Annotated in this window: 15 protein-coding genes and 2 pseudogenes; 5 read left to right on the top strand and 12 right to left on the bottom strand. The window is 66.3% G+C overall.

Annotation, left to right across the window (positions count from 1 at the left end; genetic code table 11):
* Window positions 1–48: 48 nt before the first annotated feature.
* The 8 genes from JWN03_RS25135 to JWN03_RS25100 all read right to left on the bottom strand — a co-directional run bounded on the left by JWN03_RS25135 (window position 49) and on the right by JWN03_RS25100 (window position 9,955).
* Complete coding sequence (locus JWN03_RS25135) at window positions 49–1,035, bottom strand: M48 family metalloprotease (RefSeq protein ID WP_297619829.1); 987 nt, start codon at window positions 1,033–1,035, stop codon at window positions 49–51.
* Window positions 1,036–1,188: 153 nt separating this feature from the next.
* A complete protein-coding gene (locus JWN03_RS25130) occupies window positions 1,189–2,412 on the bottom strand; it encodes an aminotransferase family protein (RefSeq protein WP_297619825.1) in 1,224 nt (407 codons plus the stop codon).
* 111 nt (window positions 2,413–2,523) lie between these two features.
* Complete coding sequence (locus JWN03_RS25125; RefSeq protein ID WP_297619822.1) at window positions 2,524–3,132, bottom strand: DUF5134 domain-containing protein; 609 nt, start codon at window positions 3,130–3,132, stop codon at window positions 2,524–2,526.
* 521 nt (window positions 3,133–3,653) lie between these two features.
* Window positions 3,654–6,038 (bottom strand): excinuclease ABC subunit UvrA, encoded by a 2,385-nt coding sequence (locus tag JWN03_RS25120; protein WP_297619819.1) that lies wholly within the window; start codon window positions 6,036–6,038, stop codon window positions 3,654–3,656.
* A 79-nt stretch (window positions 6,039–6,117) separates the two neighbouring features.
* Window positions 6,118–6,528, bottom strand: a complete 411-nt coding sequence (locus tag JWN03_RS25115) for a VOC family protein (RefSeq protein ID WP_297619816.1) — start codon at window positions 6,526–6,528, stop codon at window positions 6,118–6,120.
* A gap of 20 nt (window positions 6,529–6,548) precedes the next feature.
* On the bottom strand, window positions 6,549–6,980 hold the full coding sequence (locus JWN03_RS25110) for a helix-turn-helix transcriptional regulator (RefSeq protein WP_297619814.1): 432 nt from the start codon (window positions 6,978–6,980) through the stop codon (window positions 6,549–6,551).
* Between the two features lie 69 nt (window positions 6,981–7,049).
* Window positions 7,050–8,879, bottom strand: a complete 1,830-nt coding sequence (locus tag JWN03_RS25105) for a vWA domain-containing protein (RefSeq protein WP_297619812.1) — start codon at window positions 8,877–8,879, stop codon at window positions 7,050–7,052.
* Window positions 8,880–8,881: 2 nt separating this feature from the next.
* The gene (locus tag JWN03_RS25100) at window positions 8,882–9,955 is read right to left on the bottom strand and encodes an AAA family ATPase (protein WP_297619809.1); all 1,074 of its coding nucleotides are present in this window, start codon (window positions 9,953–9,955) and stop codon (window positions 8,882–8,884) included.
* 152 nt (window positions 9,956–10,107) lie between these two features.
* Between JWN03_RS25100 and JWN03_RS25095 the strand changes: the two genes are divergently transcribed.
* Complete coding sequence (locus tag JWN03_RS25095; protein WP_297619805.1) at window positions 10,108–10,563, top strand: GNAT family N-acetyltransferase; 456 nt, start codon at window positions 10,108–10,110, stop codon at window positions 10,561–10,563.
* A gap of 6 nt (window positions 10,564–10,569) precedes the next feature.
* Here JWN03_RS25095 and JWN03_RS25090 read toward each other — a convergent pair whose 3' ends face one another.
* Window positions 10,570–11,211, bottom strand: coding sequence for a Pr6Pr family membrane protein (locus JWN03_RS25090; RefSeq protein ID WP_297619802.1), 642 nt, complete (start codon window positions 11,209–11,211; stop codon window positions 10,570–10,572).
* Window positions 11,212–11,303: 92 nt separating this feature from the next.
* Here JWN03_RS25090 and JWN03_RS25085 point away from each other — a divergent pair, with 92 nt between their 5' ends.
* From JWN03_RS25085 to hrpA (JWN03_RS45845), 3 genes and pseudogenes are all read left to right on the top strand, one after another.
* Window positions 11,304–12,497 (top strand): RNA-guided endonuclease InsQ/TnpB family protein, encoded by a 1,194-nt coding sequence (locus tag JWN03_RS25085; RefSeq protein WP_297619799.1) that lies wholly within the window; start codon window positions 11,304–11,306, stop codon window positions 12,495–12,497.
* A 137-nt stretch (window positions 12,498–12,634) separates the two neighbouring features.
* A pseudogene (hrpA, locus tag JWN03_RS45850) lies at window positions 12,635–14,533 on the top strand (ATP-dependent RNA helicase HrpA); the annotation flags it as partial.
* A gap of 546 nt (window positions 14,534–15,079) precedes the next feature.
* Window positions 15,080–17,149, top strand: a pseudogene (gene hrpA, locus JWN03_RS45845) (ATP-dependent RNA helicase HrpA); the annotation flags it as partial.
* 228 nt (window positions 17,150–17,377) lie between these two features.
* Here hrpA (JWN03_RS45845) and nrdR read toward each other — a convergent pair.
* From nrdR to JWN03_RS25065, 3 genes are all read right to left on the bottom strand, one after another.
* Window positions 17,378–17,857, bottom strand: coding sequence for a transcriptional regulator NrdR (gene nrdR / locus JWN03_RS25075; RefSeq protein WP_297619795.1), 480 nt, complete (start codon window positions 17,855–17,857; stop codon window positions 17,378–17,380).
* 95 nt (window positions 17,858–17,952) lie between these two features.
* Complete coding sequence (locus JWN03_RS25070; RefSeq protein ID WP_297619792.1) at window positions 17,953–19,218, bottom strand: hypothetical protein; 1,266 nt, start codon at window positions 19,216–19,218, stop codon at window positions 17,953–17,955.
* A gap of 245 nt (window positions 19,219–19,463) precedes the next feature.
* Entirely contained in the window at window positions 19,464–19,871 is a 408-nt protein-coding gene (locus tag JWN03_RS25065; RefSeq protein WP_297619787.1) for a hypothetical protein, read from the bottom strand.
* Between the two features lie 303 nt (window positions 19,872–20,174).
* Between JWN03_RS25065 and lexA the strand changes: the two genes are divergently transcribed.
* On the top strand, window positions 20,175–20,876 hold the full coding sequence (lexA, locus tag JWN03_RS25060; protein ID WP_297619883.1) for a transcriptional repressor LexA: 702 nt from the start codon (window positions 20,175–20,177) through the stop codon (window positions 20,874–20,876).
* Window positions 20,877–20,917 lie beyond the last annotated feature (41 nt).

Below are 20,917 nucleotides of genomic sequence, written 5' to 3'. Positions count from 1 at the left end.
GCGGCCGCTTGCGGTAAACGGCCCTCCCGAGTGGCCGGACCGCAGGGTTCAGCTCGTCGCCTGAGCGCGCATCCGCTCATCGATGGCGCGCACTCGCGGACCTGTCGTGGGGTGCGTGGCGACGATCCGGGCGAGTAGATCCCACCGGAACCGCACCTCGGGGATGTAGCACCGCAGGTACTCCCGCAGCTCGGCCCCGTATCCGAGATCGACCGCTATGCGATCGGCGACAAACTCGCAGTGCCGCTGCACGATCGGAATGAACACCGTTCGAATGTTCAGCACCACAAGGACAACCGCTGCGGGAACAGGCCCGATCAGGAACGCCAGCACACGGAACACCCCCACTTCCGCAACCACTGTGGCAAACATCCGAACCGCCGTCGCGGGATGCGACCACGGCTCATCTCGAAAGCCGCGACCTGCGAGCCATCGGGCCAGCTGTATCGGGAGTTCGTCCACCAAGCCCGCAGGCACGGCATACCACTCGAGTAACTGCCCCCACGGGGGCGGGCGCGCACCCAGACAATGTGCGAGCTCATGAGCGAGAAGCGCTTCCAGGCCGCGAGCCGGCAACTCTTCGATGGCCTTGCGAGAGACGATGATCGAGATCCCCCCCGACCTACCCGAAGGGCGGGCTTCAGGGGCGGCGTCGGAGAACGGCGCCCGCACGAAGTAGCCGTAATCCCGCACTCCGGCCGCCGCCGCGACCCGCCGCCATGCCGTGGCCAATCGGATATCCTGCTTCTCGATCGCGTAGGCGTCCGGGTGCCTCGGACTGGCTTTGAACGCCAGATTGAAAGCTGCCATCGAGGCGGCGAACAATGCCCCGGGCAGCAGCCACACGCTGAGGACGAGACCCACGAGCAGATACCCGTGTGGTGCGCAGACCCGCACAATGAGAACCCCGATAAGCACGACGTCCGGCAGCGAGACGATCAGGACGATGATCCTAAGCAGGATGCGATGCAGCCACGACAACCTGGGACCGGCTGCGGGGCGCGGGGTTTCGGGAAGATCGGGTCGAGCGGTCATCAGCAGTATCCAGGCGCGGGAGAATCCTCAACCACCAAGATACGCAAGGGCAACCATCGCCTCGCGCCCCGAAATCTATGGTCTCACCCGCTGCGCAACCTGCCCGCCGGAGCGATCTCCGGCGGGCAGGAACACACTGGTCACGCGCCTGAATCAGCCCAGCGCGCGGGCGAAGCCGGCCGCCAATTCGGCAACCTGCTCCTCGGTGATGACGAACGACGGCGAGATCTGCAGGGCGCCCTGACCGGCGGCGCGGCCCGAGATGCCATGGGCGCGCAGAGTTTTCACGAATGGCATGGCCTCGGCGGGATCGGCGAGCTGAACGGCGGCGACCGCGCCCAGACCACTGCGCACCTCGGCCACGCGCGGGTGCTCGGCCAGCGGCGAAAGGTGCTTGTGCAGCAGCGATTCCAGGTTCTTGCTGGCCTCGAGGAGGTTTTCGCGCTCCATGATGTCGAGGGTGGCCATGGCGGCGGCCGCGGCGGCGGCATGGCCACCGTAGGTGTAGCCGTGGCGGAACCAGGTGCCGCCCGCGAAGAACGGCTCGGCGATCCGCGGTGCGATGAACACTGCGCCCATCGGCACATAGCCTGAGGTCAGGCCCTTGGCGGTGGTCATGATGTCCGGCTGCAGATCGAAACGCGAAGAGGCGAACCAGGATCCGCCGATGCGGCCGAAGCCGGTGACGACCTCGTCGGCCACGAACAGGATGTCGTTCTCGCGGCAGATGCGGCGCACCTCGGCGAGGTAGCCCTCCGGCGGCAGGTATACGCCGCCCGCGCCGATGATCGGCTCGGCGAAGAAGGCGGCAATGCGCTCGGCGCCGACCTCCTCGATGAGTGCGAGCAGCGCCTTGGGGTCGTCCCAGCTGATGGTGCGGGCGTCGGGCATGAACTCCCCGTAGCCCTCGTGGTTCACCGGGATGCCCGCGAGCGAGGTACCTGCTACGTGCATGCCGTGATAGGCCTTCTCGCGGCCGACGATGATGGTCTTGCCCGGCTTGCCCATGACGTTCCAGTAGCGGCGCGCCAGCTTGGCCGCGGTATCGATACCGTCGGATCCGCCGGAGGTGAAGAAGATCTTGCTGCCGGGCACCGGCGCGATGGCGGCGAGCCGCTCGGCCAGATCGCGCAGCACGGGGGAGGCCAGATCGCCGAAGTTCGAATAGTGCGCGAGATTGCTCAGCTGGGACGCCACCGCATCCGCGATCTCGCGGCGGCCGTGCCCGACATTGGTGAACCACAGTCCGGCGGTGGCATCCAGATACCGGGTGCCGCCCTCATCCCAGATATAGGCGCCGTCCCCCCGCGCCACCACGAACGCACCGCCGTTCTCCACCGCACCCATATCGGCGAAGCCATGCCACAGCGAACCCATCCCGCACCTCCGTCACACCGACACCGACTGCCACTTTTCGGGCATGCCGAACAACCACACCATCACACCATCACCGCCCGGAGCAGCGCGAACGGCCCCCGGGACTCGACGTCAGCCCGCCGCGGCGACCACGAGCATGTACGCGGTGCCCAGATCCATCACCAGATGCGGAAACACTGCTTTGGAACCGGTGCCCACCGCATGCGGAAACATATGCCACAGCGCGCGCCGCGACGCCGGAACCGCCATGACCACCGCATCCACGGTGAAAAGTGCGGCCAGCACGAGCATCGGCACCGGGGCGGGTCCACCCGCCATATGCATCCGCATCCCGCGCTCGGCATGCCCGCTCATCGCGTACAACATCGCCCCCGCCGCCACCAGGTGATAGGCGAACGTCGCGACACTCACACTGCGCCACCGGAGAATTCGACCCATCAGGACTGCGGCGTAGACCACAATCATCGCGGTCAGCACACCGCGCAGCGCCCTCGGATCCGCCGTCGCCGGAAACACCAGCATGGCCAGCATCACCAGGCACATGAGCAGATGCGCCGCATCCGACTCCTGATCCACCCGAAACCCATTCCCCGCCAGCACCTCTCCCCCACCCACCGGCCGCACCGCGGCCAGCCGCCCCACCACGATCACCGCCGCCGCCACGAATCCGGCCACCACCAGCCACCGCAGCATCCCGCTGTCCTGCACGAATCCCGCCACGCCCCACCACCTCTCAGCGCGGAGTCCTGCCTCCCTCCATAGTGGCACCCCCACCGACCACCGGCACCGCCCTTACCCTGCCGAACCAAGGTCATCCCGCCGCCACTCACAGCAAACCAGCAACCAACAGCCACGCAGCAGCGGTCGTCAGCGGCAACCCGCACGTTTCGATAGATCCCTGCGCGGGCTCGCACCGGGACAGCGCGAGCGGACGAGATCGGAAGGCGCGAGAAATCGGCAAGGCGACTGCGACGGCCCGCCGGCGCACACGCCTCCCGTCATCCCGGATTGCGAACCTCGTCATCCCGGCATGCTTTTGGCCGGGATCCACACCCGCAGCGTGCCAACGGTTTCCGTGGATCCCGGCCAAAAGCGCGCCGGGATGACGAGGGCGACGCACCCGCACGACGTGGGGCGACTCACCGAGACAACGCGAGTCACCTCACCCGTGGACCGAATTCGACGGGTGACGCGACTCGGCTGCGGGTGATGGCGTCTCGCGAAGCCTCCGAGGACCTCGGTCAGCTGCCGACGTACGCCGCCAGGTGTTCGCCGGTGAGGGTGGCGGGGTCGCCTACCAGGTCGGCGGGGGTGCCTTCGAAGACGATGAGGCCGCCGTCGTGCCCGGCGCCGGGGCCGAGGTCGATGATCCAGTCGGCGTGGGCCATGACGGCCTGGTGGTGCTCGATGACGATGACCGACTTGCCGGATTCGACGAGGCGGTCCAGTAGGCCGAGCAACTGTTCTACGTCGGCGAGGTGCAGGCCGGTGGTGGGCTCGTCGAGGACGTAGATGCCGCCCTTGTCGGCCATGTGGGTGGCCAGCTTCAGGCGCTGGCGCTCGCCGCCGGACAAGGTGGTGAGGGGCTGGCCGATGGTGAGGTAGCCGAGACCGACATCGGCGAGCCGCTCGAGGATGGCGTGCGCGGCCGGGATCTTCGATTCGCCGGCGGCGAAGAATTCCAGGGCCTCGCTCACCGACATGGCGAGCACCTCGCTGATATCGCGGCCGCCGAGGTGGTAGTCCAGCACCGCCGCCTGGAACCGCTTGCCCTCGCACACCTCACACATGGTGGCGACGCCGGCCATGATCGCCAGATCGCTGTAGATGACACCCGCGCCATTGCAATTGGGGCACGCGCCTTCGGAATTCGCGCTGAACAGCGCCGGCTTCACGCCATTGACCTTCGCGAAGGTCTTGCGGATCGGCTCGAGCAGTCCGGTGTACGTCGCCGGATTGCTGCGCCGCGAGCCCTTGATCGCACCTTGATCGACCGACACCACATTCTCACCGGCGGGAATCGATCCGTGCACGAGCGAACTCTTTCCGGACCCCGCGACACCGGTGATGGCCACAAGCACCCCGAGCGGAACGTCGACATTCACACCGCGCAGGTTGTGCGTCTTCGCGCCACGAATCTTCAAGGCCCCGGTGGACTTTCGCACCGTCGTCTTGAGCGCGGCCCGATCGTCGAAATGCTTGCCGGTAATGGTGCCGCTGCCCCGCAGCCCGTCCACAGAACCCTCGAAACAGATGGTGCCGCCACCCGCACCCGCACCCGGTCCGAGATCGACAATGTGATCGGCGATCGCGATGGTCTCCGGCTTGTGCTCGACGACGAGCACCGTATTGCCCTTGTCCCGCAACCGCAGCAGCAGATCGTTCATGCGCTGAATATCGTGCGGATGCAGCCCCGCGGTGGGCTCGTCGAAAACATAGGTGACATCGGTGAGCGCGGACCCGAGATGCCGAATCATCTTGACGCGCTGCGCTTCACCGCCCGACAGCGTGCCGGACGTGCGCTCCAGGCTGAGGTAGCCGAGCCCGATCTCGACAAACGAGTCGAGCGTCCGCTGCAGCGTCTCCAGCAACGGCCCGACCGACGGTTCGTCCAGCCCCTTCACCCATTCGGCGAGATCGCTGATCTGCATCGCGCAGGCATCGGCAATGCTGAGCTTCTTGATCTTCGACGACCGCGCTCCCTCGCTGAGCCGGGTGCCGTGGCATTCGGGGCAGATGCTGAAGGTGACCGCCCGCTCCACGAACGCGCGAATGTGCGGCTGCAGCGCATCGACGTCCTTCGACAGCATGGACTTCTGAATGCGCGGGATCAGACCCTCGTACGTCAGATTGATGCCCTCGACCTTGATCTTGGTCGGCTCCTTGTAGAGCAGGTCGGCGAGCTCACGCTTATTGAACTTCTTGATCGGCTTATCCGGATCGAAGTAGCCGCACCCGGTGAAGATCCGGCCGAACCAGCCGTCCATGGAGTAGCCGGGAATGGTCAGCGCGCCCTCGTTGAGCGATTTGGTCTCGTCGTACAGCTGGGTCAGATCGATGTCGTTGACCGAGCCCCGGCCCTCGCAGCGCGGGCACATCCCACCGGTAATGCTGAAGCTGCGCCGCTCCTTCACGGTCTTGCCGCCACGCTCGATCGCCACCGCACCCGCACCGCTGATCGAGGCGACATTGAAGGAGAACGCCTGCGGGGAACCGATATGCGGCTTCCCTAGGCGGCTGAAAAGGATGCGCAGCATGGCATTCGCGTCCGTGGCGGTACCGACCGTGGAGCGCGGGTCGGAACCCATCCGCTGCTGGTCGACCAGGATCGCGGTGGTGAGCCCCTCGAGAACGTCGACCTCGGGACGCGCCTGCGTCGGCATGAAACCCTGCACGAACGAGCTGTAGGTCTCATTGATCAGCCGCTGCGATTCCGCGGCGATCGTACCGAACACCAGCGAACTCTTGCCGGACCCGGAGACGCCGGTGAACACCGTCAACCGGCGCTTCGGGATCTCGATGCTGACGTCTTTGAGATTGTTGACCCGCGCGCCGACCACGCGAATCAGCTCATGACTATCGGCAGCGTGTGATGCGGGCGCCTGCGGGCTCGTCCTCTTGGCCATGCTTATCGTGTCTCCATCTTTCGGCAGCGCAGCGGCAGTGCCATCGGGAATCAGGGGCGGCGGGGCAATGCCGGAATGCTCAGCCCAGTTGCTGGATGCGGACCATATTGCCTGCGGGATCGCGGAAAGCGCAGTCGCGAACGCCATAAGGCTGATCGGTCGGTTCTTGGACGACTTCCGCGTCGCTGGCCTGCACTCGCTCGAAAATGCCGTCCAGGTCTTTAGTAGCCAAAAGGATGCTCGAATAAGTCCCCTTGGCCATCATCTCGGTAATGGCGCGACGCTCGTCCTCGGTGAGGCCGGGATCGACGGCCGGCGGATGCAAAACGATCGAGGTATCCGGCTGCCCGGGCGGGCCGACGGTCAGCCAGCGCAAGCCGTTGTATCCGACGTCATTCCGGAGCTCGAAACCCAGGGTGTCGCGATAGAAGGCCAGGGCGGCATCCGGATCGTCCTGCGGGAGAAAACTCGCGTGAATGGTGATGTCCATGAAGATCAGGCTAGTTGCGACTAGGTAGCCGCCGCTTCTCTATTCCTGATCGGTCTGGTTACTTGTTTTTCCACGCACGACGGGATGCCCGAGGTCGCGGTCGCCTCGCGCCGGTAGACGCTGGGCGGCACCCCGACCAATTCGGTAAAACGCGTGCTGAAGGTGCCCAGCGACGAGCAGCCGACCGCGAACCAGACCTCGGTGACGCTGAGATCGCCGCGCCGCAGCAATGCCATCGCCCGCTCGATGCGGCGTGTCATCAGATAGGAGTAGACCGATTCGCCGTAGGCGAGCTTGAACTGGCGGCTGAGATGCCCCGCCGAAATGTGCGCGTCGCGGGCCAGCGCTTCGACATCGAGCGGTTGCGCGTACTCCCGGTCGATACGGTCACGCACTCGGCGCAGCCGCGCGAGATCGCGCAGACGCTCTGCCCCGGATGGACTGCTGGTCACCTCAAAGATCGTGCCACGTTGCGCCCGACTTGCCTAGTTTCACCGACATCCGGCGCCGGAGGTTCGCACTCAGCGCATTCGGAAGACCGGGCCTCGGGGACGGAAGGGCAGCGAGGCGCCGGCAGGAACAAGGAAGGCGTGTTCGTGCCGGATGCGCACAACATCGCACATGCCATCGGTGATGACGAGAATCGGCCCGTCAGCGGGGAAATCGGTGGCGCGCTCCAGAAGTCGAATGCCCGGCTGCAACTCGGTGCCACCGCGGCCCCGGACCCGGACCTTCGAGGCGATCTCGTCGACGGGCAGATAACCGGCATCGTGGGCGGCCGCATCGCAGAACACCACGCGGGCGCGCGGGACATCGCGGGCACGGGCGTACGCGGCAATCGCGCCGAGGCCCTTGCCCATGAGCTCGGTGGACATGGATCCGGAGGTGTCCAGGACGACGCCGAAGGTGGGCAGCCGGACAGATTCTTCCGGGCGGACCCAGGCCGGACGCGGGATGTCGGGCGTGGAGGACTGGCGACGGGACGCGCGGGCATAGCTGCGGCGCTTCTCGACAGCGGGCACGTGTTCGTCGAACCACTGCGCCAATTGCGCGTCCCACGGCAGCGGGGGCTGATCGAGGGCACGGATCTCCTGCTCCAGACCGGCAGGCAACAGCCCACGGCCGCTGGATTGGTGGTAGGCCAGACCGGTGGCGAGCGCGCCGCGATAGTAGTGGTCCAGATCGATATAGCCGCCGGTAGTTCCATTGTGCGGCAATGGATCTCCGAAGATATCGCCGCGCCCGCGCCCACGCAGGGTGGCCAGCTTGCGGACGCGGCGCAGGTCACCGGCAATACGATCGTAGATCTGTTCCGCGGAAAGACCTTTGAGCTCCGGGTCGTAGAGCAGACCTTCGGGAAGCTCGCCGACGCCCATTTCCACGAGCCAGCCGTTCACCACGTAATCGCAGGCCACATTGAACAGGTAGTGGTCGCGCCAGCCCGCCCGATCGCCGTGTCGCAATGCGGCGTGCAGCATTTCGTGCGCGAGGACAAAACGCCATTCCTCATCACTGAGCCCCGCGAACGGGTTGATGTAGATCTCGGCGGCTTCGGCATTGACCGCGGCAATCGAAATGTCCCAACCGCGAGCAACATCCACCTCCGCCACGATCTTCATCCCGGCGGCCAGCGCGCCGAGCAGCGGGTAGGACGACACGAACCAATTGAGCGCGCGATCCCATGAGCGCATGACCTTGCGCCGACCGGCGGTGACATCGTGCCCCGCATCGGCGAGCGCATCACGGGCGGCCTCGCCGATGCCGATCGCGAATTGCGTGCGGTGGTCGTAGTTCTTGGCGGTGTCGGCATCGCCGACGAAGAAGTCCGGGTATTCGGGCTGCTGGTACTGCTCGGGTATGCCGGTGTGCCACCAGCGTTCGGTCAGCGCCTGCTCATCGGAGCCGCCGGGAGTCGGCGGCAGCGCCTCCGGCGGGCGGCCGATCTTCAAGGTGAGCAGGTACTGGTCGACCACCGCGCAGCACGCAGCCCGATACGCCGGATGCGGCTGCTGCGGGTTATTGAGCCAGGTGGACGCGAAGAGGTTCTCCTCGAGCATCTGCTGCGGTACGCCCCGCGGATCGAGATGCCCGAACCCGGCGTGCAGCAGCAAATGCGCGAAGGCCCAGGCCCATTCGTCGGCCGCGGCCCGGCGCTTCGATGCGAAGTGGATGGTGCCGTGGCCGGAGATGACCGCCCACGCATCCGAGGGCAGTCGGTCGCCGGCGTCGACCAGACCGCGACGGGCCCAGCGGAACATCGGATTCTCCTGTACCTGCGCCCACCCGGCCAGCATATTGTCGTACCAGGGGTCGGCGGCCTTGCGACGTTTGCGCGTCGAACGTCCCGACATGGTTACCTCCGCGCCGCCAGCCGCGGCAGATCCCGGGTGACCTCCACCAGGAACCAGGACGGCAGCACCGGCAGCCCATTCTCATCGGCGGCGATGACCAGTTGCGCGCACTCCACCGAGATCTCCGCCAGTTCGGTGAGCATCGTCTTCGCCCGCAGCACAAAGCGTTTCAGCCCCGGCGAGGCGTGCTCGCGGGAGGCGGGCAGCTCCTTGACCAGCCGGGCACGGAAGGTTTCGGACAGGAAGTACAGCAGGTCACGGTCGGCCGGATCGCGCGGCCACGCCGCCTCACCCTTGATGACCGCCTCCAGATCGAAGGCATGGCGCACCGTCTTCACAAACGCGCGGAAGGCGGAAGCATGTGCGGCGGTGAGCGTTCCGGAGGCCAGCACCCAGAGCGAGGTGTCGTCGATCCCGGTTCCGTAGGAGTGCAACGCATCCGAGAGCATGTGCCAGCCACGCGGAGTCGAGAACGCCTGCTCCGACTTCGGCGGGGCGGCCCACAGATGATCGGGGCGCTGCATGAGGTACTCGACGACCCACGGGTGAATGTCATTGTGCGCGGCCCACTTCAGCCAATCGTCCACATCGGCGCGCAGGTGCACGTGCACCATGCGGTTCACCAATGCGGAGGCCATCGGCCGGGCGAGGGCATTGTCGGTGGCCCGATTACCGGCCCCGATCACCACCGATCCGGCGGGCAGTTCGTAATTGCCCACGCGGCGATCGAGGATCAGCGAGTAGAAGGACTTCTGCACCTCGGAGGGCGCTGCGTTGAGCTCATCCAGGAACAGGCAGTACGGTTCCGCCCGCGCGATCATCTCCGGCGGTGCGAATCGGCTGCGATCGTTCACGATCTGCGGAACACCGATGAGGTCTTCCGGCGCGAGCTGCGTGCCGAGCAGGGTCACGCACTCCAGTCCGAGGGAGTCCGCGAATGCCCGCACCAGCGAGCTCTTTCCGATACCGGGCGCACCCCAGAGGAACACCGGGCGAACCACCGCGACGTGCAGTAGCAACTCCGGCAACTGATCCGGGGTCACCGTCACTGTCGCTTCCAAGGCGTCCTTTCCCATTGAAACAAGCTCGTCCCAGGCTAGGTTCGGCACGGCGCGAATGCCATTGATTTTCCAGCGCTCACCATCGATCTTCCGGCTCCGACCGGCCGGGGACAGGGACACACCTACCACCTGGACAACCGACCGACCGGCATCGATAGCCTGAGGGTATGCGCATTGTGGTGGACGATCTGTCCGGTGCCGAGGTGATCGAACTGCTGCAGACCCATGTGGCCGAAATGCTGGACAACTCTCCTGAGGACAGCATGCACGCGCTGGACGTGGACGCGCTGCGCAAGCCCGAGATGACCCTCTGGTCGGTATGGGAGGGCGAGGACATCGCCGGCTGCGGCGCGGTGAAGGAGCTCGATCCGACACACGGCGAGATCAAGTCCATGCGCATGGTCGAGGTATGGCGCGGCCGAGGCGTGGCGACACTGCTGCTCGAGCACATTCTCGAAGTGGCACGTCAGCGCGGATATACGCGGCTGAGCCTGGAGACCGGGTCCTCGGAGTTCTATCGCCCCGCGGTCCGGCTGTACGAGCGGCACGGGTTCGCACTGTGCGGACCGTTCGCCGAGTACATCGACGATCCGCACAGCGTGTTCATGACTCGGACGCTCTGAGCCCGATCAGGCCACGTGCGTACGGCTTTCACGCCAGAAGCGCGCGAGGAAACCGTTCACCGCGACCACGGCGGCGGCCAGTATCGCGAAGAACACCACCATCAGCGCCAGCTTGCCGGACATCTCGAGATACCCCTGCGCGCGCGGATCGATGAACGGGTAGGGATACCAGTCCACGATCGGACCGCGCACCAGCGAGTACACCCCGTAGAGCACCGGGTAGATCAGCCAGGCGCCGAGCAGGCGCACGCTCAGCTTGATCGCGGCGGGGACGAGCAGCCAATCCGCCAGCATGACGATGGGCATGACCCGGTGCAGTGCGGTATTGGTCCACTGGCCGTCCATCTGGACATCGATATTCGACAGCAGTACCGCGTAGATGATGCCCGTGATCACCAGGTAGAGCGTGCCCGCGCCGCGGAACTGCTGCCAGCGCCGGGTGATCGGATCGCGCAGCCCGCCGACCAGCAGCACCACCACGCCGATGATGTTGGACTGGATGGTGAAGTAGCTGAAGAAATTCGCTTCGGAGTAGCCCTCCACGCCGAAGTTCTTTGTCGGTATCCACATCAGCGCAACAATGCCGAACACACCGAAGGCGATGCGCAGCGCTCGAATCAACGCGGGCGTTCCGGCAACAGTGGTCATCAGATTTTTGGCGCGGATACCTCCTCGTTCACGAGGGGGGAGCGCCTTCCTCTCTTTCTTATGTGTCAGTGGTCTCGGTTAGGGTTTCAGGTGTGGATGAGGTGGTGCGGTACAGCTTTCGCTTGCGGCCGGGCCGCGTCGCGGAATCTGTTCTGCTGGCCGAGTGGCATCGCTGCCGGTTCCTGTGGAACGAGGCCGTGCACCAGCGCAAGTCTGGGAACACACCGACCTTTGGCACGCTCAGCAAACTGCTGACCGAGGCCCGTTCCCGCAATGTGTGGTTGCGGGAGGGTTCTCAGGTCGTCCAACAGCAGACGCTGCGAACCTATGCTCAGGCGCACGCTCAATCGTTCACGGTGCAGGGTCGGGGGCGTCCGAAGTTCAAGCCACGCAAGAGAACCCCGGTGTCGTTGGAGTACACACGCCGCGGATTCAGCATCAAAGAGGGTCGTCTGGTGCTGGCGAAGGGTGTCAGTATCCCCGTGGTGTGGTCGCGGGAATTGCCGTCCGAACCGACAAGTGTGCGGGTGACCCAGGATTCGCTCGGGAACTGGTATGTCTCGTTCGTGGTCCGCCGCGCCGTCGAGCCCGCCCCGGTGGCTGAGGGTGGTATCGGTATCGACTGGGGAGTAAGTACCACTGCCACCACGACCGATCCCGTGTTCGATCTGCCGTATCTCGGGCATCGCAAACGCTGCGCGGCCGAACTTGCCCGGACCCAACGGACGATGGCCCGGAGGCGGCGCGGCACGCGCGGCCCACAATCTGGCGGGTATCAGCGGGCCGCGCGTCAGGCGGCGAAGCTGCACAAGAAGGCAGCCCGGCAAACCGAGCACGATGCGCGGGTGTGGGCGATAGGTGTTGTCGAGAGCCATGAGTTGATCGCGGTGGAGGATTTCAAGCCCAGGTTTCTGGCGAAGTCCTCGATGGCACGTAAGGCCGCGGATGCGGCGATCGGTGCGAATAAGCGGGAGTTGATCTTGCGTGGCGAGCGGGCCGGCCGGAGGGTGGTGTTGGTGCGGCCCGCCTATACGAGTATGACGTGTTCGAGGTGTTTCGCGAGAGCCAAGCAGCAACTCGAACTCGGAGAACGAACCTTCCGATGCTATCGGTGCGGGTTTACCGCCGACCGGGATTGGAACGCTGCCAGAGTGATTCTGGCTGTGGCAGAGCGCGGCCACACACGTGTCGAGGACGTCAGTCAAATCGGATCACCTCCCTCGGGTGGTTGGTTCGGGTGCGGTCTGAGCGTGAAATCCCCGGCCTTCAGGTCGGGGAAGCGTTAAGGCCTGATATTCGCACGGGTGCGGGCCGAAACGCGGACGATACGCCGATACAGCACACTTCGGGCAACCTGCCCGCGGGCGACTTGCACCACCGCCTCGACCGGCCGGGTGATGACTTCGCTACGCTTGACGGTGCAATGACCAGGACCGCCGCCACCGTTCGCGAGCTTCGTTCCCGCCTGGCCGACCTCTCGATCCGCGACGAATATCGTTTACGTCGGCGTCTCGACCAGGTCCGCGGCGGCGACCTCAGCGCACTCGAAGCCGAAATCGACGCCGCCCAGCGGCGAGTCGAGACCCGTCGCGCCGCCGTGCCCACCATCAGATATCCGGAGCAACTACCGGTCTCCGCGCGCCGCGAGGACATCTCGAAGGCCATCGCCGAGAACCAGGTCGTGATCGTGGCCGGTGAGACCGGCTCCGGTAAGACCACCCAGCTACCAAAGATCTGCCTGGAGCTGGGGCGCGGGATTCGCGGCACCATCGGCCACACCCAACCGCGCCGAATTGCCGCGCGCACCGTGGCCGAGCGCATTGCCGAGGAGCTCGGCGGCGAACTGGGCGATGTGGTCGGCTATACCGTCCGATTCACCGATCAGGCCTCGGATCGGACCCTGGTCAAGCTCATGACCGACGGCATTCTGCTCGCCGAGATCCAGCGGGACCGGCTACTGCGCCGCTACGACACGATCATCATCGACGAGGCGCACGAGCGCAGCCTCAATATCGACTTTCTGATGGGCTATCTCAAGCAGTTGCTGCCCAAGCGGCCGGATCTGAAGCTCATCATTACCTCGGCCACCATCGACCCGGAGCTGTTCGCCCGGCACTTCAGCGACGAAAAGGGCGCTCCGGCGCCGATTGTCGAAGTCTCGGGGCGCTCGTTCCCGGTAGAGATCCGGTATCAGCCACTGGCGCTGGAGGTTCCGCTCACCTCCGATGATCCCGATGACGAGGACACCCAGGTCGTCGACCGCGATCCCACCGACGCCATCGGCGATGCGGTGCGCGAACTGCTCGACGAGGGCGACGGCGACATCCTGGTCTTCCTGTCCGGCGAGCGCGAAATCCGCGATACCGCGGACACGCTGCGGGATATGAAGCTGCCGCGCACCGAGATCCTGCCGCTGTACGCGCGGCTCTCGGCGGCCGAGCAGCACAAGGTGTTCAGCAACCACGCCGGCCGCCGGGTGGTGCTGGCCACCAATGTCGCCGAGACCTCGCTGACGGTGCCCGGCATTCGGTATGTGGTGGATCCCGGCACCGCGCGCATCTCTCGGTACTCCCTGCGCACCAAGGTGCAGCGGCTGCCCATCGAACCTATCTCGCAGGCGTCGGCGCGACAGCGCTCCGGGCGCTGTGGCCGGGTGGCCGACGGTATCGCCATCCGGCTGTACTCCGAGGACGACTTCGAATCACGGCCGCAATTCACCGAACCCGAGATTCTGCGCACCAATCTCGCCGCCGTCATTCTGCAGATGACCGCGCTGGGGCTGGGCGATATCGAGAGCTTCCCGTTTGTGGAGGCCCCGGACAATCGCGCCATTCGCGACGGCATCTCACTGCTGGAGGAGCTCGGCGCGCTGGCGCGGCGCGGCGATGAGGCCGACCGCTCCGAAATCCCCGATGCCGGACTGACTCTCACGGCCATCGGCCGGGAAATGTCGCAGCTGCCGGTGGATCCGCGCATGGCGCGCATGCTGGTGGAGGCGAACCGCACCGGCTGCCTGGCCGAGGTGCTGATCATTGTTGCGGCACTGTCGATTCAGGATGTGCGCGAGCGGCCGGTGGAATTCCAGCAGGCCGCCGATACCAAACATGCCCGCTTCCACCTCGACGGCTCCGACTTCCTCGCCTACCTCAAACTCTGGGACTATCTGGGCGAGCAGCGGCAAGCGCTGTCCTCCAACCAGTTCCGGCGCATGTGCCGCGACGAGTTCCTGCACTACCTGCGCATCCGGGAATGGCAGGACCTGCACGGCCAGCTCCGCACGATCACCCGCAGTCTCGGCTGGTCGACCGACTCCGGATCGTCCGAAAACGACACCGCCGAAACCGATTCCGACGCCGGTCGCTCCGACAACGACGGCCGCAGCAATTCGCGCGGACGCGGTAGAAACCGACGCGGCGGCGAAAGAGCCGACAGCTCAACGTCATCCGGCCCGAGCGCCGGAACAGAGACCTCGAGCCGAGTCGCCACCGGTCGCACCGCTGCCGACTCCGGAAGCAGCATTAGCGGAAACGTCGCCGCCTCAGGCAAGGACAGCGGCGGAAATGCCAGCGCCGCCGGTAGAAATGCCGCGGGGAGTTCCGGTGACTCCGGTAGGGGCGCTGCGGCTTCCGTCACGGGCTCGAAATCCACGTCGGGCAGCACTGCGGCGTCCGGCACCACTGCCGCGTTCGGCGGCAACGCGACGTCCGGCAGAGACTCGGCTGCGCGCAGCACCTCCGCAATCGGCAGCACCTCCGCAGCGGGCAAGGCCGCACGAGGCGGGCGGGGGCTGGGCAGCGGGAGTGAGTCCGGCGCGGCCGATTCCGCCGCACGGCTTGCTGCGCTGGCGGCTACGGCCGATGAGGCGTTGCCGTGGGATTCGCTGTCGATTCATCAGGCGTTGCTGGCGGGGATGCTGTCGCATATCGGTGTGCGGGAGGCCGAGAGCCGCGAATTCCTGGGCGCGCGCAATGCCAAGTTCATGATCTTCCCGGGGTCGTCGCTGGCCAAGAAGGCGCCGCGCTGGGTGATGGCCGCCGAGCTGGTGGAGACCTCGCGACTGTGGGGCCGGACGGCCGCGCGCATCGAACCGGAGTGGGCCGAGCGGCTCGCCGGGGATCTGGTGAAACGCACCTACTCCGAACCGCATTGGTCGTCCAAGCGCGGTGCGGCCCTGGCGTACGAGCGGGTCACGCTGTACGGGATTCCGCTGGTCACCCAGCGACGCGTGGACTTCGGGCGCATCGATCCCGAGCTGTCGCGTGAGCTGTTCATCCGGCATGCGCTCGTGCAGGGCGAATGGCAGACCCGGCACGAGTTCTTCGAGCGCAATCGCGAACTGCTCGACGATGTGGCCGATCTGGAGCATCGGGTGCGCCGGCGCGACATCCTCGTCGACGATCAGGTGCTGTTCGACTTCTACGACGGCCGTATTCCCGCCGACGTGGTGTCGGTGCGGCATTTCGACAGCTGGTGGCGCAAGGCGCAGCGGCAGGATCCGGCGCTGCTGAACTTCACGGCCTCCACCGTCGTGAACGAGGATGCGGCACTGCTGGATCCGACCGCGTTCCCGGACAGCTGGCGGCAGGGTGAGCTGATCTTCCCGCTCACCTATCAATTCGAGCCCGGCAATGCCGATGACGGTGTCACCGTGCACATTCCGATCGCACAGCTGGCGCATGTGCGGGCCGTCGGCTTCGACTGGCTGGTGCCCGGTATGCGCGAGGAGCTGGCCACCGCGCTCATCAAGACGCTGCCTAAGCAGCTGCGCCGCGCCGTTGTTCCGGCGCCCGATTTCGCGAAAGCCGCGCTGGCACAACTGACTCCGCGCGCCGAACCGCTGCGCACCGCACTGGTGCGGGAGCTATCGCGCATGGGTTCGGTGACCATCGCACCCGCCGATATCGACCCGGTAGCACTGCCCGATCACCTGCGCATGACCTTCGCCGCGACGGATGCCGCCGGGACGCTGATCGACCGCAGTAAGAACCTCGCCGAGCTGAAAACCCGTCTCGCGACCCAGGTGTCGAAGACGGTGGCACGCGCCACCGCCGCCGCCGAACGCGCACCGGCCGCGGTGTGGACCTCGGAATCGCTCGGCACGCTGGAGCCGACGGTACGCAGGCAGGTCGGCGGGCAGACCATTACCGGTTATCCCGCACTGGTTCCCGAGGGCGACGGTGTGGCGGTCCGAGTGCTGAGCTCACCGGCCCAGCAGGCCGCGGCCATGCGCACCGGTACCCGCACGCTGCTGCTCAATGCGCTGCCGAGTTCGGCGCGGGCGGTCACCGCCGGGCTGCCGCCTGCCGATCGACTTGCGCTGAGCCAGAATCCCTACGGCTCGCTCGACGCGCTGATCGAAGATTGCCGGGCCTGCGCCGCCGATCAGCTCATTGCGAGTTCGGGTGGGCCGGTGCGCAGTCCGGAGCAGTTCAAGGCGCTCGTGGAGAAGGTGCGGCCCAACTTCACCTCCGCCGTCGTCCAGATCGTGCGACTGGTGGTGCCCGTGCTCGCCGAAGCGCACCGGGTACGTGCCGCCCTCACCGATTCCCGTGATCGTGAAGCCGCACAGGACGTCACGCACCAGCTCGACGATCTCGTATTTCGCGGCTTCGTCTCCGAGTGGGGCAGTGTGCGATTGCGCGAATTGCCGCGCTATCTCGAAGCCGCGAAACTGCGCCTGGAAGCCTTGCCCGCATCCGCCAATCGCGACCGCGCGGGCATGGCCGAACTCGACCGTGTGCACGCCGCCTACGACCGCCTCCTCGAGTTGCTGCCCGAGGGCCGCCGCACTGGCCGCGACATCACCGAAATCTGGTGGATGATCGAGGAACTCCGCGTCAGCCTCTTCGCCCAGCAACTCGGCACCCCCTACGCCGTCTCCACCAAGCGCATCGAAAAGGCCATCGACGCAGCCAAACGCCCGCCCGCCAAGCGCTGACACCACCACCCATGCGCTGATCAGCGGTCAGCGCGGGCGGTCGCCGAGCACCAATCCGCAAGCGCTCCGCCTCATTCCGGCGTGGCCTCTCGTCATTCCGGCGCGCTTTTGGCCGGAATCCTTCCGGGCGGTGTGGATCCCGTCCAAAAGCATGCCGGGATGACAAGAGGTCGCCGGACGAGAGTTTCCCGGATTGGAAGTTCTCGAGCGGCTATTCCGTGCCCGCGATTAGTCGGCGGCGGTTGCGCCTACGGCGTGTTCGGCGCGGTGTTTGCGGAGGGAGGCGATCTCCTGCTCGAAATCTTCGGCGGAGCTGAAGGATCGATAGACGGAGGCGAAGCGGAGGTAGGCGACCTCGTCGAGGTCGCGCAGGGGGCCGAGGATGGCCAAGCCCACTTCGTGGCTGGGGACCTCGGGGGCGCCCTTGGCGCGGACCGCGTCCTCGACCTGCTGGGCGAGGAGGTTGAGGGCGTCGTCGTCGACCTCGCGGCCCTGGCAGGCGCGGCGGACGCCGCGGATCACCTTTTCGCGGCTGAACGGCTCGCTCACGCCGGAGCGTTTGACCACGGATAGGATCGCGGTTTCGACGGTGCTGAACCGACGCCCACACTCCGGGCAGGCACGTCGCCTTCTGATGGCGCTGCCTTCTTCGGCCTCACGCGAGTCGACGACCCGCGAATCAGGGTGGCGACAGTACGGGCAATGCATCCGGGATCCTTCGTCGGGGCCTGGGCTCCACAGCAACCTCGAGGATACCCGGACGGACGTGGTCGGCGTGCGTCCGCCCGGGTGAGCGGCCCGGATCAGGCGGTCAGTTGCCATTCCGCGGACAGGTCGCCCAGCAGATCCGGCAGCCGGCGCAGCAGGCGCCCGCTGGCCAGTTTATCCGAGAAGGGTTCCGCCAGAACGGGTCTCGCGACAGCCTGATTCGCCGAGAGCTCCAGGTAGCGGGGCAGCAGATCATTGGTGATGTAGTTCCACCGCGTGTCGCGGTCCGCCCAATTGAAGTTCGGCAGTGGCGTGCGCAATGCCGCGGACCCCGCACTGATGGTGGTGGGCGCGAACACGCCCGGTGCGCGCACGCCCGGCACGGCGGCCTTGCCGGCGACGGTGCTGACGTAGGTCATGACCCGGCCCATGGCCCCGCGCCCGGACGAGGTGACATCCCACTGATCGGCGATGATCTGGTTCTGCTCGCGATCGGTCATGCGCAGGGCGGCATCGGCCAGTCCGGCCGGGGTGCCGCCGCTGATCTCCCGCCAGGCGGTGACGGCGTTCTCATCGAGCACGCCGGCCCGGTACATCTCCTCGACCCCGGCCAGCCCGTCGGCGGCATACGCCTCATGCATGGGCACCTGGTCGATGAAGATGTGCTTCTGCATGATCAGGAGCCGGGTTTGGTACCAAATCAGGTCGTCGGTGGTGAGCCGTTCACCCTCGGTGCCGAGCAGCCGGATGTCCTCGGGCAGCAGATTCAGCAGATCGGCGGGCGTGCCGCGCAGCAGATCGGCCACCGCATCACCCAACTGGTGGATACCGGGGACGGTCACGATGTTCGCGACGTCGCCCATATCGAAGAAGCCGGAGGCGAAGGAGCCGCCCGCCAGCCCGGCCAGCCCGACCCAGTAGTAATCCGGGTGCTGATTGTTGAGCCGCAGATAGGTCACGAACACCTGGATGAAGGTGCGCGAGTTCGCCGGGACCCCGCGCGCGGGATCCCAAGCGGCCAAGTCGATATCGGCATTCTGGGTGGCGACCGTGAGCCAATACTGGTGCAGCAGAGTCGCATAGCGCGCCGGCGCGATACCCGCCGCCCGGGCCTGGTCGAGCGCGGTGCGCAGCTCGGCCGGATCGAGCGGAAGCGCGGGATTCAATCCGCCGCCGCCGGAGCCGTCACCATTGACCAACGGGAGATCCAGGTATGCGGCGTAAGCGGATTCGGCCTGCGCCGCCGGTACCGAGACGAGCCCGAACGCCAGGCAGCTCAGCACCACGGCCGTCCGGATCAGACCCGCCACCCCGCCTGGTCTGTGCCCGCCTGCCCGCGTGCGGCCGGTGCCCTGCGCCATGTGTGTCCCCTTGTGCGATACGCACCGGTCCACTCGGGGCCGGCGCGACTGTAGCCTCTGTCACATCTCGGGCACCGTAGCAACGCGTTTCAGTTTTCAATCTGCATTTTCGGCCACACCCGCTGGCCGACCATCCCTACCTATTACTCCGCTATCGCGTGGTGAACACACCGGCTACCGCGTGGCGACTGCACGACCATCCCCTGTGGTGCACGCCGATACCAATGCCGCAGTGGCGCACCGGATCAGTGCGCGGGCGCGGGCACCACGTCGACGACCGACGCGGTCTGCGAACCGAACTCACCGGCGCGCAGCTGGGCGAGCGCGACGAGCCCGGCGACCGCCAGCGCTGTCATCAGTGCGGTAAGCGCGAGTGCGGCGAAACCGATCTGGGCGCGCTGCACGCGATTGAGCGGATGCGCGCCGCGTGCGCGACCCACGGCCCGGCGCGCCACGACATGCGGGCGGCCGACGCGCGCACGATCGCGGGAAACGGGCTGTAGCCGCGCCCGGCACGGACGCCGGTCGGCCAGCAGCCGCGACGCCCCCTCGATGGCACCCGCCGGGGCACGATCGGCGCGCAGCTCCCAGGGGATGCTGTCGAAGCCGAAATCGCTTCCGAGGGTGTCGAATTCGCTGGTCAGAGTACGCATCGAAGAAACCTCCCGATTGGACTTGCCGGATGACTCTGGACGATTGACTCGCTCATGTGTTCGAAGAACTGATGTTCGAATTTCTACCACGGGCGACCGACAATGTCAGGTATTTGCGCGACATGCGTCGAACAGATGTTTGATCAGTCGGGACTCTCGGTCTACAGTCGAGGCACGAGATCTCCAGACGTGCGGCGCGAGTCGCCACGGAGACGAATTCCAGTGACACACAGCGGTGAACGGAGGACTGCGGCGGTGAGCGAACACGGCGCTGTGGAGGGTGACAACGGTCCGACCGATCAGATCGGAGAAGGCACCGCAACATCCAGCACCGGGACGGATCTCACCGTCCGCCAGCGCAAAGTGCTGGAGGTCATCCGGACCTCGGTGAGCGACCGCGGCTATCCCCCCAGCATCCGGGAGATCGGTGACGCCGTCGGCCTCACCTCCACCTCTTCGGTGGCGCATCAGCTACGCGCCCTGGAACGTAAGGGCTATCTGCGCCGCGATCCGAATCGGCCGCGCGCGGTCGATGTGCGCGGGCTGGATGAGACGACGATGCGAGCGAGTGCCGGTGCGCCGCAACTACGTGCGGTCAGCGCGGAGTCCGAAAACTCGAGCCAGCACCCGGTGCCCACCTATGTTCCGGTGCTGGGCCGAATCGCGGCAGGTGGCCCGATACTGGCCGAGCAGGCGGTGGAGGACATCTTCCCGCTGCCGCGCGAACTGGTCGGCGAGGGTTCACTGTTCCTGCTGAAGGTCGTCGGTCAGTCCATGATCGAGGCCGCCATCTGCGACGGCGACTGGGTGGTCGTCCGGCAGCAGAATGTGGCCGACAACGGCGATATCGTCGCCGCCATGATCGATGGCGAGGCCACGGTGAAGACGTTCAAGCGCACCGGTTCCCAGGTGCTGCTGATGCCGCACAACCCCCTGTTCGAGCCGATTCCGGGCAATGACGCCCAGATCCTCGGCAAGGTCGTCACGGTCATTCGCAAGATCTGACCGTGCCGGATTGCCGTGACCCGGTGCCCGCCCGCAGACCG

Source organism: Nocardia sp., from assembly GCF_025465275.1.
Taxonomy (GTDB): domain Bacteria; phylum Actinomycetota; class Actinomycetes; order Mycobacteriales; family Mycobacteriaceae; genus Nocardia.
Note: the sequence above shows the minus strand (reverse complement) of the source record. Positions and strands in the feature narration are given on the sequence as shown.

What these genes read in the sequence shown, in the direction of transcription:
- JWN03_RS25135 (WP_297619829.1), bottom strand. Translation starts at nt 1,035, where the DNA reads ATGACCGCTCGACCCGATCTTCCCGAAACCCCGCGCCCCGCAGCCGGT.
- JWN03_RS25130 (WP_297619825.1), bottom strand. Translation starts at nt 2,412, where the DNA reads ATGGGTTCGCTGTGGCATGGCTTCGCCGATATGGGTGCGGTGGAGAAC.
- JWN03_RS25120 (WP_297619819.1), bottom strand. Translation starts at nt 6,038, where the DNA reads ATGGCCAAGAGGACGAGCCCGCAGGCGCCCGCATCACACGCTGCCGAT.
- JWN03_RS25115 (WP_297619816.1), bottom strand. Translation starts at nt 6,528, where the DNA reads ATGGACATCACCATTCACGCGAGTTTTCTCCCGCAGGACGATCCGGAT.
- JWN03_RS25105 (WP_297619812.1), bottom strand. Translation starts at nt 8,879, where the DNA reads ATGTCGGGACGTTCGACGCGCAAACGTCGCAAGGCCGCCGACCCCTGG.
- JWN03_RS25100 (WP_297619809.1), bottom strand. Translation starts at nt 9,955, where the DNA reads ATGGGAAAGGACGCCTTGGAAGCGACAGTGACGGTGACCCCGGATCAG.
- JWN03_RS25095 (WP_297619805.1), top strand. Translation starts at nt 10,108, where the DNA reads ATGCGCATTGTGGTGGACGATCTGTCCGGTGCCGAGGTGATCGAACTG.
- JWN03_RS25090 (WP_297619802.1), bottom strand. Translation starts at nt 11,211, where the DNA reads ATGACCACTGTTGCCGGAACGCCCGCGTTGATTCGAGCGCTGCGCATC.
- nrdR (WP_297619795.1), bottom strand. Translation starts at nt 17,857, where the DNA reads ATGCATTGCCCGTACTGTCGCCACCCTGATTCGCGGGTCGTCGACTCG.
- JWN03_RS25070 (WP_297619792.1), bottom strand. Translation starts at nt 19,218, where the DNA reads ATGGCGCAGGGCACCGGCCGCACGCGGGCAGGCGGGCACAGACCAGGC.
- JWN03_RS25065 (WP_297619787.1), bottom strand. Translation starts at nt 19,871, where the DNA reads ATGCGTACTCTGACCAGCGAATTCGACACCCTCGGAAGCGATTTCGGC.